This is a genomic window from Quisquiliibacterium transsilvanicum (assembly GCF_014202215.1).
In the GTDB taxonomy this organism is placed as follows: Bacteria; Pseudomonadota; Gammaproteobacteria; order Burkholderiales; family Burkholderiaceae_E; genus Quisquiliibacterium; species Quisquiliibacterium transsilvanicum.
Genome location: NZ_JACHGB010000001.1, coordinates 601734 through 616036 on the forward strand (window position 1 = coordinate 601734; position 14303 = coordinate 616036).

The 14303-nt window shown below is 70.7% G+C and carries 15 protein-coding genes; 7 read left to right on the forward strand and 8 right to left on the reverse strand.

Features of this window, described 5'->3' with window-relative positions:
* Positions 1-8 precede the first annotated feature (8 nt).
* Both radA and alr read right to left on the reverse strand, forming a co-directional pair.
* Complete coding sequence (gene radA, locus HNQ70_RS02725) at positions 9-1370, reverse strand: DNA repair protein RadA (protein ID WP_183963983.1); 1362 nt, start codon at positions 1368-1370, stop codon at positions 9-11.
* Positions 1370-2440, reverse strand: coding sequence for an alanine racemase (gene alr, locus HNQ70_RS02730; protein WP_183963985.1), 1071 nt, complete (start codon positions 2438-2440; stop codon positions 1370-1372). Before alr ends, radA begins: the two co-directional genes overlap by 1 nt.
* Before the next feature lie 195 nt (positions 2441-2635).
* Between alr and lplT the strand changes: the two genes are divergently transcribed.
* Entirely contained in the window at positions 2636-3898 is a 1263-nt protein-coding gene (lplT, locus tag HNQ70_RS02735) for a lysophospholipid transporter LplT (protein ID WP_183963987.1), read from the forward strand.
* A gap of 49 nt (positions 3899-3947) precedes the next feature.
* Here the strand turns inward: lplT and HNQ70_RS02740 are convergent, their stop codons facing one another.
* The 4 genes from HNQ70_RS02740 to HNQ70_RS02755 form a co-directional block, all read right to left on the reverse strand.
* Positions 3948-4883, reverse strand: a complete 936-nt coding sequence (locus HNQ70_RS02740) for a uracil-DNA glycosylase (RefSeq protein WP_343060603.1) — start codon at positions 4881-4883, stop codon at positions 3948-3950.
* Entirely contained in the window at positions 4876-5367 is a 492-nt protein-coding gene (gene rimI, locus HNQ70_RS02745; protein ID WP_343060604.1) for a ribosomal protein S18-alanine N-acetyltransferase, read from the reverse strand. Before rimI ends, HNQ70_RS02740 begins: the two co-directional genes overlap by 8 nt.
* Positions 5364-6179, reverse strand: coding sequence for a tRNA (adenosine(37)-N6)-threonylcarbamoyltransferase complex dimerization subunit type 1 TsaB (gene tsaB / locus HNQ70_RS02750; protein ID WP_183963989.1), 816 nt, complete (start codon positions 6177-6179; stop codon positions 5364-5366). The genes rimI and tsaB overlap by 4 nt, the downstream gene beginning before the upstream one ends.
* Positions 6180-6346: 167 nt before the next feature.
* Entirely contained in the window at positions 6347-6709 is a 363-nt protein-coding gene (locus HNQ70_RS02755; RefSeq protein WP_183963991.1) for a hypothetical protein, read from the reverse strand.
* Between the two features lie 158 nt (positions 6710-6867).
* Here HNQ70_RS02755 and ompR point away from each other — a divergent pair, with 158 nt between their 5' ends.
* The 6 genes from ompR to HNQ70_RS02785 all read left to right on the forward strand — a co-directional run bounded on the left by ompR (position 6868) and on the right by HNQ70_RS02785 (position 12511).
* The gene (gene ompR, locus HNQ70_RS02760; RefSeq protein ID WP_183963993.1) at positions 6868-7587 is read left to right on the forward strand and encodes an osmolarity response regulator transcription factor OmpR; all 720 of its coding nucleotides are present in this window, start codon (positions 6868-6870) and stop codon (positions 7585-7587) included.
* A 26-nt stretch (positions 7588-7613) separates the two neighbouring features.
* Positions 7614-8945 carry an ATP-binding protein gene (locus HNQ70_RS02765; RefSeq protein WP_183963995.1) on the forward strand — a complete coding sequence of 444 codons (1332 nt, stop codon included), beginning with the start codon at positions 7614-7616 and terminating at the stop codon, positions 8943-8945.
* Between the two features lie 123 nt (positions 8946-9068).
* Positions 9069-9488: a rubrerythrin family protein gene (locus HNQ70_RS02770; RefSeq protein ID WP_183963997.1), complete on the forward strand. Its 420-nt coding sequence runs from the start codon at positions 9069-9071 to the stop codon at positions 9486-9488.
* Between the two features lie 176 nt (positions 9489-9664).
* Positions 9665-11023: a heterodisulfide reductase-related iron-sulfur binding cluster gene (locus tag HNQ70_RS02775; protein WP_183963998.1), complete on the forward strand. Its 1359-nt coding sequence runs from the start codon at positions 9665-9667 to the stop codon at positions 11021-11023.
* 16 nt (positions 11024-11039) lie between these two features.
* Positions 11040-11624 (forward strand): DUF3501 family protein, encoded by a 585-nt coding sequence (locus HNQ70_RS02780; RefSeq protein WP_183964000.1) that lies wholly within the window; start codon positions 11040-11042, stop codon positions 11622-11624.
* Between the two features lie 38 nt (positions 11625-11662).
* Positions 11663-12511, forward strand: coding sequence for a formate/nitrite transporter family protein (locus tag HNQ70_RS02785; RefSeq protein ID WP_183964002.1), 849 nt, complete (start codon positions 11663-11665; stop codon positions 12509-12511).
* 10 nt (positions 12512-12521) lie between these two features.
* Here the strand turns inward: HNQ70_RS02785 and HNQ70_RS02790 are convergent, their stop codons facing one another.
* Positions 12522-12806, reverse strand: coding sequence for an N-acetyltransferase (locus tag HNQ70_RS02790; RefSeq protein ID WP_183964004.1), 285 nt, complete (start codon positions 12804-12806; stop codon positions 12522-12524).
* Positions 12807-12822: 16 nt separating this feature from the next.
* Positions 12823-14193 (reverse strand): TrpB-like pyridoxal phosphate-dependent enzyme, encoded by a 1371-nt coding sequence (locus HNQ70_RS02795; RefSeq protein ID WP_183964006.1) that lies wholly within the window; start codon positions 14191-14193, stop codon positions 12823-12825.
* Between the last annotated feature and the right edge of the window lie 110 nt (positions 14194-14303).

The window sequence follows — 14303 nt, forward strand, 5'->3', positions numbered from 1 at the left end:
GCCCGGCCTCAGCCCCAGGCAGCTTCGATCGCCTGGTCGACGCGATCGAGCGCCACGGTTTCCACCCCTTCCACCGGACGCTTGGGCGCGTTCGCCCTGGGGATCAGCAGCTTCGAGAAGCCCAGCTTCCCCGCCTCGCGCAGCCGCTCCTGGCCGCGCGGCGCCGGTCGGATCTCGCCGGCCAGGCCGACCTCTCCGAACACCGCCAGCCCGCGCGGCAGCGGCCGGCTCTTGAGCGACGAGACGATGGCGAGCAGCACCGCGAGGTCGGCCGCCGGCTCGCCGATCCGCACACCGCCCACGGCGTTGATGAAGACGTCGTGGTCGTAGAGGGCGACGCCCGCGTGGCGGTGCAGCACCGCCAGCAGCATTGCCAGCCGGTTCTGCTCCAGCCCCACTGAAAGCCTGCGCGGGTTCGGCACGTGGGCCGTGTCGACCAGCGCCTGCACCTCGACCAGCAGGGGCCGGCTGCCCTCCTGGGTGACCAGCACGCAGGCGCCCGGCACCTCCTGCGCATGCTGCGAAAGGAACAGCGCCGACGGATTGGAGACGCCGCGCAGCCCGCGGTCGGTCATTGCGAACACGCCCAGCTCGTTGACCGCGCCGAACCTGTTCTTGAAGGCCCGCACCAGCCGGAACGAGGAATGCGTGTCGCCCTCGAAGTAGAGCACCGTGTCGACCATGTGCTCCAGCACCCTCGGGCCGGCCAGCGTGCCTTCCTTGGTCACGTGGCCGATCATCACCACCGACACGCCGGTCTGCTTGGACAGGCGGGTGAGCTGCGCGGCGCACTCGCGCACCTGGGCCACCGAGCCCGGCGCGGACTGCAGCTGCTCCGAGTACAGGGTCTGGATCGAATCGACCACGACCACCGCCGGGCGCCGCGCCTCGATCGATGCGCAGATGCGCTCCAGCGAGATTTCGGCGAGCAGCGGCAGGCGCGCCACCTCCAGACCCAGCCGGCGGGCCCGCAGCGCCACCTGGGCTGCCGACTCCTCGCCGCTCACGTAGAGCACGTCATGGCTGGCGCTCAGGTGAGCGAGCGACTGCAGCAGCAGCGTCGACTTGCCGATCCCCGGATCGCCGCCGATCAGCACCACCGAGCCCTCGACCAGCCCGCCGCCCAAGGCGCGGTCGAACTCGTCGACGCCGGTCGACATCCGGTCCAGTTCCTCGGCCGCCACCTCGCCGAGCATCTGCACGTCCTGGGTGGGCGCCAGCGCGGCGTAGCGGTTGCGGGCCGGCGCGCGGTCCGGCTCGACGCCCTCGACCAGGGTGTTCCAGGCATGACAGGCCGGGCACTGGCCCAGCCACTTGGGGCTGATGCCGCCGCATTCGCTGCAGACGTAGCGGGAGCGAAGCTTCGCCATCAGGCCGCCGCCTCGACGCGCACCCGCGCAGCCAGCGCGCACATCAGCTCGTAGCCGATCGTTCCAGAGGCCTCTGCGACCTCGTCGATCGGCACCGTCGCGCCCCAGAGCTCCACCTCGGCGCCAATGTCGGCCCCGGGCACTGGCGTCAGGTCCACGGTAAGCATGTCCATCGCCACCCGGCCGACCAGCCTGGTGCGTACCCCGGCCACCGCCACCGGCGTGCCGTTGGGAGCGTGCCTTGGATAGCCATCGGCATAGCCGCAGGCGACCACGCCGATGCGCATCGGCCCGGGCGCGGTGAAAGTGGAGCCGTAGCCCACCGTGTCGCCGGCCTGCAGCCGCTGGACGCCGATCAGCCGCGAGGCGAGCGTCATCGCTGGACGCAGGCCCAGCGACGCCGCGCTGCGCCCGGCGAAGGGACTGGCGCCATAAAGGATGACGCCGGGCCGAACCCAGTCGCAGCGCGCGGCCGGGATGTCGATCAGCGCCGCGGAGTTGGCCAGCGAGCGCTCGCCCGCCAGGCCCCGCGACGCAGCGAGAAAGCATTGCAGCGCGCGCTCGGCGCCGCCGCGGACGTCGGCATCGGCGAAGTGCGCCATCGTCGCGACGGTGGGAACCGAGGCAAGCGCGCTCAGCCGCGCATGGGCCAGGCGGAACTCCGCTGGCGGAAAACCGAGGCGGTTCATTCCGCTGTTGAGCTTCAGGTGCACCGGAATCCTGCCCGCGCCGCGCCAGGCCTCCAGCCAGCGCAGCTGCGCTTCGGAGTGCACCGCAAGCGCCAGGCCAAGGGCCGCTGCCGCATCGAGGTCGGCTGGCTCGAAGGCCCCCTCGAGCATCAGGACCGGTCCGCGCCAGCCGGCGTCGCGCAGGCGCTGCGCGTGCTCGAACTCGATCAGCGCCAGACCGTCCGCGGCTGAAAACCCCCGCAGGGCGCTCTCGATGCCGTGGCCGTACGCGTTTGCCTTGACCACCGCCCAGACGCGGGCGCCTGCGGCCCAGCTGCGCGCCCGGGCAAGGTTATGCTGCATTGCAGCAGAAGAAATCGTGGCCTGGGTGGGTCGCGTCATGCCTGAGATCCGGATCGACGCAGAACTATACCCGGTCGGGACGCCACGCCCGCGGGTGCGGTTACGCGCATCGGAGCTCCAGCGCCGCGCGCCGGTGCGCCTCGGGAACACCCGCAGCCCGCGCCCGGATTCGCGTCGCTGCCTTCATGGTATAAACCGTGCGCCCCGGCATGCGTCGGGTCCGGCTGGGGACAGATGAAACGCGGCTTCTACACGATCATGGCGGCGCAGTTCTTTTCGTCGCTCGCCGACAACGCGCTGCTCATCGCCGCGATCGCGCTGCTCATCGAACTGGCGGCGCCGGAGTGGATGAAACCGCTCCTGAAGCTGTTCTTCACGATCTCCTACGTGCTCCTCGCGCCCTTCGTCGGCGCCTTCTCGGACGCGATGCCCAAAGGCAGGGTGATGTTCATCACCAACTCGATCAAGGTCGTCGGCTGCCTGCTGATGTTCTTCACGATCCACCCGCTGCTGGCCTATGCCGTGGTTGGCTTCGGCGCCGCCGCGTACTCACCGGCCAAGTACGGGATTCTCACCGAGCTGCTGCCGCCCGAGAAACTGGTGGCGGCGAACGGCTGGATCGAGGGGACCACGGTCGGGTCGATCATCCTCGGCACCGTCCTCGGCGGGGCGCTGATCAGCCCGACGGTCTCGGGCGCCCTCCTCGCCCTCGACCTGCCGCTGGTCGACACCGGGATCGACACTCCGGCCGAGGCCGCCATCCTGGTCATCTCGGTGTTCTACGTGGTGGCAGCGCTCTTCAACCTGCGCATCCCTGACACCGGGGCCCGCTACCCGGACCAGACTCGCAACCCGCTCGGGCTGCTGGTGGACTTCGCGCGCTGCTTCAAGGTGCTCTGGCGCGACCGCCTCGGGCAGATCTCGCTGGCGGTGACCACGCTGTTCTGGGGGGCGGGCGCCACGCTGCAGTTCATCGTCCTCGAATGGGCGAAGACCGCGCTCGGGATGCCCTTGAACAAGGCCGCGATCCTGCAGGGCGTGGTCGCGCTCGGCATCGCCCTGGGCGCGGTGGGCGCGGCCCGGCTGATCCCGCTCAAGGGTTCGCTGAGGGTGCTGCCGGTGGGCGTGGGGATGGGCCTGCTGGTGCCGCTGATGACCCTGGTGTCCACCGAGACCGCCGCCTGGCCGCTGCTGATCCTGATCGGCGCGCTGGCAGGGTTCTTCGTCGTGCCGATGAACGCGCTGCTGCAGCATCGCGGGCACGTGCTGATGAGCGCCGGCCACTCGATCGCGGTGCAGAACTTCAACGAGAACCTGATGATCCTGGCGATGCTCGGGCTCTACGCGCTGCTGATCCGGCTCGAGCTGCACATCAACTGGATCGTGCTGCTTTTCGGGCTGTTCGTCGCCGGGGCGATGCTGCTGGTGATCGGCCGCCACAACGCCAACCAGCGCGAGTTCGACTCGATCGCGCTGATCGGCAAGCCGCGCCACTGACTGCCGCCGGCGCTGACCGGCGCCCTGCGACGACCAGCAGCGGCTGGCGTCAGCCTTCGGCGGCGAAGACCGAGCGGGCCAGGCAGAGGTCCGCCCAGGCCAGCGCCTTGTCCTCCGGCTTTCGCAGCAGGTAGGACGGGTGCCAGGTGACCACCGCGGGGATTTCCCGCGCCCCGGCGCGCAGCGCATGGACCCGGCCGCGCAGGCTGCCGACCGCGGCATCGGTGTCCAGCAGGACATGCGCGGCGACCCGACCCAGCAGCAGGATCAGGTCGGGCTGGACCAGTTCGATCTGCCGGCGCAGGTAGGGCAGACAGCTCGCCGCTTCCTCGGGCGACGGATTGCGGTTGCCCGGCGGCCGGCACTTGACCACGTTGGCGATGAACACGTTGCGCGCGCGATTCAGCCCGACCGACGCCAGCATCACATCCAGCAGGCGGCCGGCCTGGCCCACGAAGGGTTCGCCGCTGGCGTCCTCCTCGGCCCCGGGCGCCTCGCCCACCACCAGCCAGCGGGCATCCTGCGGCCCCGCACCGAACACCGTCCGGGTGCGCGTCTCGCACAGCCCGCAGGCCCGGCACTGCTCGACGGCAGCCTGCAGCCCGGTCCAGTCGAGCGCAGCGACTTCCGCCGCGCCGGCGGACGGCGACAGCGCGGCGCCAGCCGGCCGGCCGGCGCCAGGAGAAGGCTGGCGCGCCGGATCGAGATGGGCAGCCGATTCAGCCGATCGCCGCGCCGCCACGGGCTCCATTGAAGCCTGGGGCGCGGCGGATCTCGGAATCGCCGGCGCGGGCAGCGCGCCGGCGCCCGCAGCGTCCGGCCGCGGATCGATCGCGCTGTGCGCGCCGCCCTCCACGCCCTCCACGCCCTCCACGCCCTCCACGCCCGCCACGCCCGCCGCGCCCGCTGCGCCCGGCGCCGCCCTTGGCAGCCAGAGCGGCCCCAGATCCAGCGCCTTCCAGGCGCGCAGCCGTGCCTCATCCACGGCCGAGCTCCCGGCGCAGCACCAGCGCGTCCTCGCGCGCGCCGTCGGCCGCGGGGTAGTAGCCGCGGCGCAGCCCGACCTGGGCGAAACCGCGCGCCGCGTAGAGCGCGCGCGCAGCGGCGTTGGACGGCCTGACTTCCAGCAGGATCGAGCGCGCCCCGCGCGCACGGGCATCGCCGCACAGCCAGTCGAGCATGGCCCGGCCGTGGCGGCGGCCCTGGAAAGCGGCGTCCACGCTGATGTTCAACAGGTGGATCTCGTCGGGCAGCCACATCACGATCGCGTAGCCGACGATGCCGGCAGGCGCTCCTGCGGCCGATTCGAACACCCAGGCGTCATGGCCGGCCTTCAGAGAGTCACTGAAATTGCCCCGGGTCCAGGGAAAGGGATAGACCGCGGTCTCGATCTCCATGACCCGCTCCAGGTCGACGACCGTCATCGCGCGCGCGCGCAGCGCGGCAGCGCTTGCCTGCAGCGCGCTCACCGGGAATCGCGCGCCTGCCTCAGGCGCTGCTGTTCGGCGACGTCCAGCGCCACCTTGTCGCGAACGTAGAGCGGCGCGGCCTCGCTGGCCGGCACCGCCCGGCCCTGGGCAAAGCGAAGCGCGGCGACCTCGGCGACCGCGTCCGCGCGCGGCCAGGCATCGTCGATCACCCGCAAGCCGCGGCCGCGCAGGGCTTCACCGAGCTCGGGATGACGACTGGCGGTATCGCCGATCGCAACCGCACCCCCGGGGTCCGCGCGTTCGCCGCCGCGCTCCAGGCAGTCGAGCAGGTGGCCGAGCGCTGCCGCCGGCGGCAGCACCCGGACCGGATCCAGGGGCCGGGGATCGCCGTCCACCATGCGGTACGCGCTGCAGTACACCTCGTTCATCCGGGCATCGATCGCAGCAAGCGCCAGGGACGCACCGGACTGCTGGGCAAGCGCCTCGAGCGAGGACACCGGAACCAGCGGCAGGTCGAGAGCGAAGCCCAGCCCCTGCGCAATTCCGCAGCCGATGCGCAGGCCGGTGAAGGTGCCGGGTCCGGAGTCGAAGCCGATCGCATCGAGGTCTGCGAAACCGAGCCCGGCCTCGCTGAGCAGGCGGCGCGCCATCACGAGCACGAGCCGGGAATGATCCTGGCCGGCGTGCTCGCCGAGGAACGCGCGGCGCACGCCACCCGGCGCCCGCTGGCGAAGCGCGACCGAACACCATGCGGTGGAAGTCGAGAGCGCGAGCAGGCAGCGCGGCTCGGCGCCGGGGGCGTGCTCGGGCGGCGCGCCGGCGCGCGGATCTTGGAAGGGCTGGTCGGACACCCCGGCATTCTAGTCCAGCGGGCCCGGCGGATAAGCCGTCCGCCGAGGGCTTGCCGGGCAGCCGAAGGGCAGCCACAGGGCAGCCACAGGGCAGACGTAGTGCGGCCGCGTGGCAGCCGCGGGGTAGTTGCCGGTCGCGCCACCGTTCGCGGAGCACGCCCGCCGGATCAGTCGCGCCGCTCGCGCCGATGCTCCCTGAGCATCCGCCGGAGCTGCTCACGGTCCTCCGGCGCCATCCGGCGACGCTCCTCGCGGTCGACCTGATCCGGCCCGCGCCGGTAGTCGTCGCGCGCGAAGCGGTCGGGCGCGCGCCGATAGTCATCGCGCTCGACGCGGTCCGGCCCGCGCCGGTAAGCGTCGCGTTCGAATGAACGCCCCGAACGTTCGCGATCCTCGCGGGCCTGCCGCCGCAACTCATGCCGCAACTCCTCGCGCTCGGCGCGATCCAGCCGCGGTCCTGCCTGGACCGGCGCCGGCGCCGCGGCGAACGCGGCCACAGCAACGAGACCGCAGGCCAGCGCCCGCGCCACGGCTGACTTGGAGAGGAGTCTGTAGCGGATGCCCATGCCCTGCATTCTAGGCAAGCCCCGGTCCCGGGTCGTGCCCGCGCGGGTAAATCCTGTAACAAAAGGTGACCCCGGCCACGCCGGCCGCGCGGCGCTCGCCCGCGCCTCGGTATCATCGCTGCATGTCCACGTCCGGCAAACACCTCCTGGTCGTCGACGACGACCCCAAGCTGCGCGAGCTGCTGCGCCGATATCTCGCCGAGAACCAGTTCGAGGTCAGCCTCGCGCAGGACGGTCCCGCAATGAACCGGCTGCTGCAGCGCCAGCCGGTCGACCTGATCGTCCTCGATCTGATGCTGCCCGGCGAGGACGGGCTGTCGATCGTCCGGCGCCTGCGCGGCGGCGGCGACACCACCCCGGTGATCATGCTGACCGCCAAGGGCGACGACGTCGACCGCATCGTCGGGCTGGAGATGGGCGCCGACGACTACATCGCCAAGCCCTTCAACCCGCGCGAGCTGCTCGCCCGGATCCACGCGGTGCTGCGCCGCCAGCCCGCCGCCGACCTGCCGGGCGCGCCCAGCGCGGACGCCGCCGAGGTCGAGTTCGGCGAGTTCAGGCTGAACCTTGCCCAGCGCACCCTGCATCGCAAGGACGAGCAGATGCCGCTGACCAGCGGCGAGTTCGCGGTGCTCAAGGTGTTCGCCCGGCACCCGAGGGTGCCGCTGTCGCGCGAGAAGCTGATGATGCTCGCGCGCGGCCGCGAGTACTCCGCGTTCGACCGCAGCCTCGACGTGCAGATCTCCCGGCTGCGCAAGCTGATCGAGGCCGATCCGCAGCATCCGCGCTACCTCCAGACGGTCTGGGGGGTGGGCTACGTGTTCATCCCGGACGAGCGCTGAGGCAGCGTCCGCCAAAGCCCGCGCAGATGCGGATCAGCCTCTTCTGGCGCACCTTCCTGCTGATCGGCGGGCTGATCGTCTTCAGCCTGGCCGCCAGCCTGCAATTTGTGCGCTCGTTCGAGCGGGTGCCGCCCGAGCAGCGGCTGGCCTGGGAGATCTCCTCGGTCGTCAACCTGACGCGCTCGGCGCTGATCAGCTCGCAGGGCGAGCGGCGCTGGCAGCTGCTCGACGAGCTGGCCCGGGAAGAGGACGTGCGCGTGGCTCCGCTGGAGCCGGGCGACCGCGTCGCCCCGCTCCCGGGGCAGGACGAAGCGGAACGGCTGCGCCTGCGGCTCCAGGGCATCCTCGGCCCCGGCACCCGGATCGCCGGCGCGGTCAACGACGAGCCTGGCCTGTGGGTGAGCTTCGACATCGACGACGATCGCTACTGGCTGGCGATGGGCCTGGAGCGCTGGACCCGGCAGTTCGGGCCGCCCTGGTGGCTGATCGCGTCGCTGGCCATCCTGGTGTCCATCCTGGGGGCGATGGCGATCAGCCGCCTGGTCAACCGGCCGCTGGCGGCCCTGGCCACGGCCATCGGCCGGATCAGCTCGGGTGCGCCCGCGCCGCCGCTGCCCGAGGACGGCCCCTCCGAGATCGCCTCGCTCAACCGCCACTTCAACCGGATGGCGAGCGACCTGGCCGAGCTCGAGGCGGACCGGGCGCTTGCGCTGGCCGGCATCTCGCACGACCTGCGCACTCCGCTCACGCGCCTGCGCATGGAGATCGAGCTGTCGCGAATGGAGGAGGCGGAGAAGCAGTCGATGAGCGGCGACATCGAGCGCATCGACGCGATCGTCGGCAAGTTCGTCGAGTACGCGCGCAGCGGTTCCGGCGATCGCGGTGCGGACGCAGTGGTCGAGGTGGACGTCGCAGCGGCGATCGACGGGCTGCGCAGCTCCTGGCTGCCGCGGATCGAGGCCGGCGAAATGGAGCTGGAGGTGCGCGTGCCGGCCGGACTGCGCTGGCGCGGCGACCCGCTCGACCTGGCCCGCATCGTCTCCAACCTGGTGGAGAACGCCGCGCGCCACGGCCGCAGCGGCGAGGAGACCGCACAGATCTCGATCGCCGCCCGCCGCGAGGCGCAGACGCTGCGCCTGGAGGTTGCCGACCACGGGCCAGGGGTGCCGCCCGACCAGCTCGAGCGCCTGCTGCGTCCCTTCGCCAGGATCGGCGACGAGCGCAGCGACCGCGGCGGCAGCGGACTGGGGCTGGCGATCGTCCAGCGGCTGGCCCATCGGCATGGCGGGCGCTGCATCCTGCGCAACCGTGACGGCGGCGGCCTGGCCGCCACCGTCCTGCTGCCCGATGCGCAATAGCGGAACTCAATCGCCCTGATTGCCTCCTTCAACTGTTCGACAGCGCCGTCGCTCACTAGAATGGACCGCACCCGGCCTGCGGCCGGTCGATTCCGGACCAAACGAGAGACAGGAGACACAGAGATGCCGAGCCTCAAGGGAACCAGGACCCACCAGAACCTCAAGGACGCGTTCGCCGGCGAGAGCCAGGCCAACCGGCGCTACCTCTACTTCGCGAACAAGGCGGACATCGAAGGCCAGCCCGAGGTGGCTGCGCTGTTCCGCTCCACCGCCGAAGGCGAGACCGGTCATGCGCACGGTCACCTGGACTACCTGGCGGAGGTCGGCGACCCCGCAACCGACCTGCCGATCGGCAGCTCGGAGAAGAACCTGAGGTCGGCGGTGGCCGGCGAGACCCACGAGTACACCGACATGTACCCGGGGATGGCCAAGTCGGCACGCGATGAAGGCTTCGACGAGATCGCCGACTGGTTCGAGACGCTGGCCAAGGCCGAGCGCTCACACGCGAACAAGTTCGCCAGGGCCCTCGAAACACTGGGCTGACGCGGCGGGCGGGCCGCCTGCCGCGCAGCGCTCCCGCCCTCACCGGCCGAGCGCAGGCGCGGTCCGCAGCGGCCGGCGCCGCTGCGCGGCGGCGTGCCGCCACGCTCGGCCCGCGCGGCGGGGCCGCCCAGCTCCCCAGCCCCCAGCCCCTCGCCACCGTTCGCCGAGACGCCGACATGACCGCAAGAGAAGGTTCGCTCGAAGCCCCCACCCGGCATCCGCTCGACTGGAAGAACCCCGAGTTCTACGACGAGAAGTCCTGCTTCGACGAGATGGAGCGGGTCTTCGACATCTGCCACGGCTGCCGCCGCTGCGTCAGCCTGTGCAACGCATTCCCCACGCTGTTCGACCTGGTCGACGAGAGCTCGACCATGGAGGTCGACGGCGTCGACCGCACGGACTACTGGAAGGTCGTCGACCAGTGCTACCTGTGCGACGTCTGCTACATGACGAAGTGCCCATACGTGCCTCCGCACCCGTGGAACCTCGACTTCCCGCACCTGATGCTGCGCGGCAAGGCGATCCAGTTCAGGCAGGGCACGCCCACGCAGTTCCGCGACAAGGCGCTCTCTTCCACCGACCGCAACGGCAAGCTGGCCACCATCCCGATCGTGGTCCAGGTGGTCAACAAGGCCAAGGAATCGCCCCCGCTGCGCAAGCTTGGCGAGCACATGGTGGGCGTTCACAGGACCGCCTGGCTGCCCGATTTCGCGAGCAGGCCGTTCCCGCGCAGCGCGGCCGCATCCAGCGCGCACCCGGTGGTGAACGGTGCGCGCTCCCCAGGCAAGGTGGCGGTGTTCGCAACCTGCTACGTCAACTACAACGAGCCCGGCATCGGCCACGACCTGCTCAAGGTGCTGGACCACAACGCGATCCCCTACGCACTGGTCGAGAAGGAGGCCTGCTGCGGCATGCCCAAGCTCGAGCTCGGCGACCTGGACTCGGTCGCCGCGCTCAAGGAAAAGAACATCCCGAAACTGGCGGCGCTGGCGCGCGACGGCTGGGCCATCGTCGCCCCCATCCCCTCGTGCAACCTGATGTTCAAGCAGGAGCTGCCGCTGATGTTCCCGGACGATCCGGATGTCCGGGCGGTGCGGGACGCGATGTTCGATCCCTTCGAGTACCTCGTGCTGCGCCTGAAGGACGGCCTGCTGAAGACCGATTTCGCCAGAGGGCTGGGCAAGGTCTCGTACCACGTCGCCTGCCACCTGCGCGTGCAGAACGTCGGGCAGAAGACCCGCGAGATGCTGGAGCTGGTGCCCGGCACGCAGGTCCACACGGTTGAGCGCTGCTCCGGCCATGCGGGCACCTGGGGCGTGAAGAAGGAATTCCACGAGACCGCGCTGAAGATCGGCCGGCCGGTGTTCCGGAAGATGGGCGAGCATGCTGCGGGCGGAGCGCCGGATTTCATCGCCTCGGACTGCCAGCTGGGCGGCCACCACATCCAGCAGGGAATGGGGCTCGCCGGCGCGGACGTCAAGGGCAGGCTGCAGCACCCGATCAGCCTGCTGCGAATGGCCTACGGAATCGACTGAACACGGAGACAGGCAGATGCCGCAGATCGAACGCGATTCACTGATGACCCTGGAGGCCTACGCCAGGGCGCGGTCCGAGTTCCGCAGGAAGGTGCTCGAACACAAGAAACACAGGGCCGTTCACGTCGGCCCGCACGTCACGCTGCTGTTCGAGGACGAGCTCACCGTGCGCTACCAGGTGCAGGAGATGCTGCGCATCGAAAAGATCTTCGAAGAGGACGGCATCCTCCAGGAACTCGAGGCCTACAACCCGCTGATTCCCGATGGCCGCAACTTCAAGGCCACGATGATGATCGAGTACGAGGACGCCGCGGTGCGCCGGACGGAGCTCGGCCGCCTGAAGGGCATCGAAGACCGCGTCTGGGTGCAGGTCGAGGGCGCGCCGAAGGTGTACGCAATCGCCGACGAGGACCTGGAGCGCGAGAACGAGGAGAAGACCTCGGCGGTGCACTTCCTGCGCTTCGAGCTCACCGAGGACATGGCCAGATCGCTGAAGTACGGCGTGTCACTGTCGATCGGGGTCGACCACCCCAACTACACCGCGGCGGTGGAGCCGGTGCCGGCCGCGACCCGCGCCGCGCTGGCCGCCGACCTCGGCTGAGCGATCGCGCCCCCTCCCCGCGCGCCAAAGCCGCCCCGGTGCCCGGCCTCTACGGCTTCGACGCGTACTCCCCGGGCGAGGTTGCCCGGCGGGTGGAGAACGTCGGCGTCGCCAAGGCGCGGCTGCCGCTGCTGCAGACCGCGCTGCTGGGTGTGCTCGCCGGCGCCTTCATCGGCCTGGGCGCGCTGGTCTTCACGCTGGTTGCGTCCGACGCCACCCTCGGCTTCGCCGCGTCGCGCCTGCTGGGCGGCCTGTGCTTCTCGCTGGGCCTGATCCTGGTCTCGGTGGCCGGCGCCGAACTCTTCACCGGCAACAACCTGCTCGCGATGGCCTGGGCGGACCGGCGCATCACCAGCTTCGAACTGCTGCGCAACTGGGCCGTGGTCTGCATCGCCAACTTCGCCGGCGCCGCGGGCCTGGCGGTGCTGGTCTGGCTGTCCGGCCACGCGGCGATGAACGCAGGCGCGGTCGGCGATACCGCGGTGCGGATCGCCGCGGCCAAGGCCGCCCTGCCCTGGCACCAGGCCTTCTTCCTCGGCGTGCTCTGCAACGTGCTGGTCTGCATGGCCGTGTGGATGGCAATGGCCGCACGCAGCGTCGCGGACAAGGTGCTGGCCATCGTGTTCCCGATCACCGCGTTCGTCGCTGCGGGCTTCGAGCACAGCATCGCCAACATGTACTTCATCCCGCTGGGGATGCTGTTGGTGGAGTCTGGCGCAGTGGCCACACCCGCGGCGAACGCGCCCGGCTGCGCGGGCCTGTTCGGCAACCTGGCGCCGGTGATCGCAGGCAACCTGGTCGGCGGCAGCGTGCTGGTGGCGCTGGTCTATCACCTGATCTACCGGAAGGCGGCGCCTTCCAGCGAGCTTCCGCAGCCACCCCGCTGACTGCGCCGGCTTACCAGCCGGCCGCAAGCAGCCCAGCCACCTCCGGATGCCGCCTCGCCCAGGCCCGCACGTAGGAACACATCGGCGCCACCTTCAGCCCCTCGCGCTGCGCATGCGCGAACACCTCGCGCACCAGCTCGCCCGCGATGCCCTGGCCCTCCAGGATCGGCGCCACCTCGGTATGGACGACGAGCATGGTGTCGCCGTCCATCCGGTAATCGGCGCGGCACAGGCGCCCCTCGACCTCCGCCTCGAAACGCGAGGCGGCGGGGTTGTGGACGACCCGCACCGTCACCGTCGCCTCGCCGGCTTCAGGCGGGTTCCGGCACGCTGGGCAGGCCCGACAGCGCCATCGCCAGCTCGCTCTCGTCGTAGGTCTGGTCGGTAAGCTTGCCGGCCGCGTAGTCGGTGTAGGCCTGCATGTCGAAGTGGCCGTGCCCGCAGAGGTTGAACAGGATGGTCTCGGCGCGGCCCTCGCGCTTGCAGCGCAGCGCCTCCTCGATCGCGCCCTTCACCGCATGGTTGGCCTCGGGCGCCGGCAGGATGCCTTCGCAGCGCGCGAACTGGATGCCCGCGGCGAAGCATTCCACCTGGTTGTAGGCGACTGCTTCGATCAGCCCGAGCTCCTTCAGGTGCGACACCAGCGGCGCCATGCCGTGATAGCGCAGACCGCCTGCGTGGAAGCCCGGCGGCGTGAAGGTGGAGCCCAGCGTGTGCATCTTGGTGAGCGGCGTCATGTGGCCGGTGTCGCCAAAGTCGTAGGCGTACCTGCCGCGGGTCAGCGACGGGCAGGCCGCCGGCTCGACAGCGACGATGCGGGGCTTCGCGCCGCCGCGCAGCCCTGCGCCGATGAAGGGGAAGGAGATGCCGGCGAAGTTGGAGCCGCCACCAGTGCAGCCCACCACCACGTCCGGCCAGGCATCGGCCATCTGCAGCTGCTCCATGGCCTCCAGGCCGACGATGCTCTGGTGCAGCAGCACGTGGTTGAGCACCGAGCCCAGCGCGTACTTGGTGTCGTCGCGCTGCGCGGCGATCTCCACGGCCTCGGAGATGGCGATGCCGAGGCTGCCCCGATGCGTCGGGTCCTTCGCCAGGACGGCGCGGCCGAACTCGGTCTCCATCGACGGCGACGCGATGCACCTGGCGCCGTAGGACTCCATCAGCGCCCGGCGGTAGGGCTTCTGGTCGTACGAGACGCGCACCTGGAACACGGTGACGTCGATACCCATCAGCGCGCCTGCGAAGGCCAGCGAGGACCCCCACTGACCGGCGCCGGTCTCGGTGGTGAGCCGCTTGATGCCGGCTTCCTTGTTGTAGAAGGCCTGGGGGATCGCGGTATTCGGCTTGTGGCTGCCGGCCGGGCTCACGCCCTCGTACTTGTAGAAGATGCGCGCCGGGGTGTCGAGCAGCTTCTCCAGCGCGCGCGCCCGGTACATCGGCGTGGGACGCCACAGACGGAAGATGTCACGCACCGGCTCGGGGATGTCGATCTCCCGCTCGGTGCTCACCTCCTGCATGATGAGCTCCATCGGAAACAGCGGCGCCAGGTCGGCCGGGCCCACCGGCTGCATGGTTCCCGGATGCAGCACGGGAGGCAGCGCCTTCGGAAGGTCGGCCTGGATGTTGTACCAGCGCCTGGGAATCCGGCTCTCGTCGAGCAGGTACTTCAGCTGTTCGCCCACTGGAAGTCTCCTCTGTGATGGGTCTGGTCGGATGCGCGCACGGCGGAGCGCAGACCGGGGTGCGGAGACTATAGCAAGCGGCGGCGGGGACGGCCGCCCCGCGCGGTCAC

Excerpts from the sequence above, each read along its gene's own strand:
- radA (WP_183963983.1), bottom strand. The coding sequence starts at position 1,370 with ATGGCGAAGCTTCGCTCCCGCTACGTCTGCAGCGAATGCGGCGGCATC.
- HNQ70_RS02780 (WP_183964000.1), top strand. The coding sequence starts at position 11,040 with ATGCCGCAGATCGAACGCGATTCACTGATGACCCTGGAGGCCTACGCC.
- HNQ70_RS02770 (WP_183963997.1), top strand. The coding sequence starts at position 9,069 with ATGCCGAGCCTCAAGGGAACCAGGACCCACCAGAACCTCAAGGACGCG.
- ompR (WP_183963993.1), top strand. The coding sequence starts at position 6,868 with ATGTCCACGTCCGGCAAACACCTCCTGGTCGTCGACGACGACCCCAAG.
- lplT (WP_183963987.1), top strand. The coding sequence starts at position 2,636 with ATGAAACGCGGCTTCTACACGATCATGGCGGCGCAGTTCTTTTCGTCG.
- HNQ70_RS02765 (WP_183963995.1), top strand. The coding sequence starts at position 7,614 with ATGCGGATCAGCCTCTTCTGGCGCACCTTCCTGCTGATCGGCGGGCTG.
- HNQ70_RS02775 (WP_183963998.1), top strand. The coding sequence starts at position 9,665 with ATGACCGCAAGAGAAGGTTCGCTCGAAGCCCCCACCCGGCATCCGCTC.
- alr (WP_183963985.1), bottom strand. The coding sequence starts at position 2,440 with ATGACGCGACCCACCCAGGCCACGATTTCTTCTGCTGCAATGCAGCAT.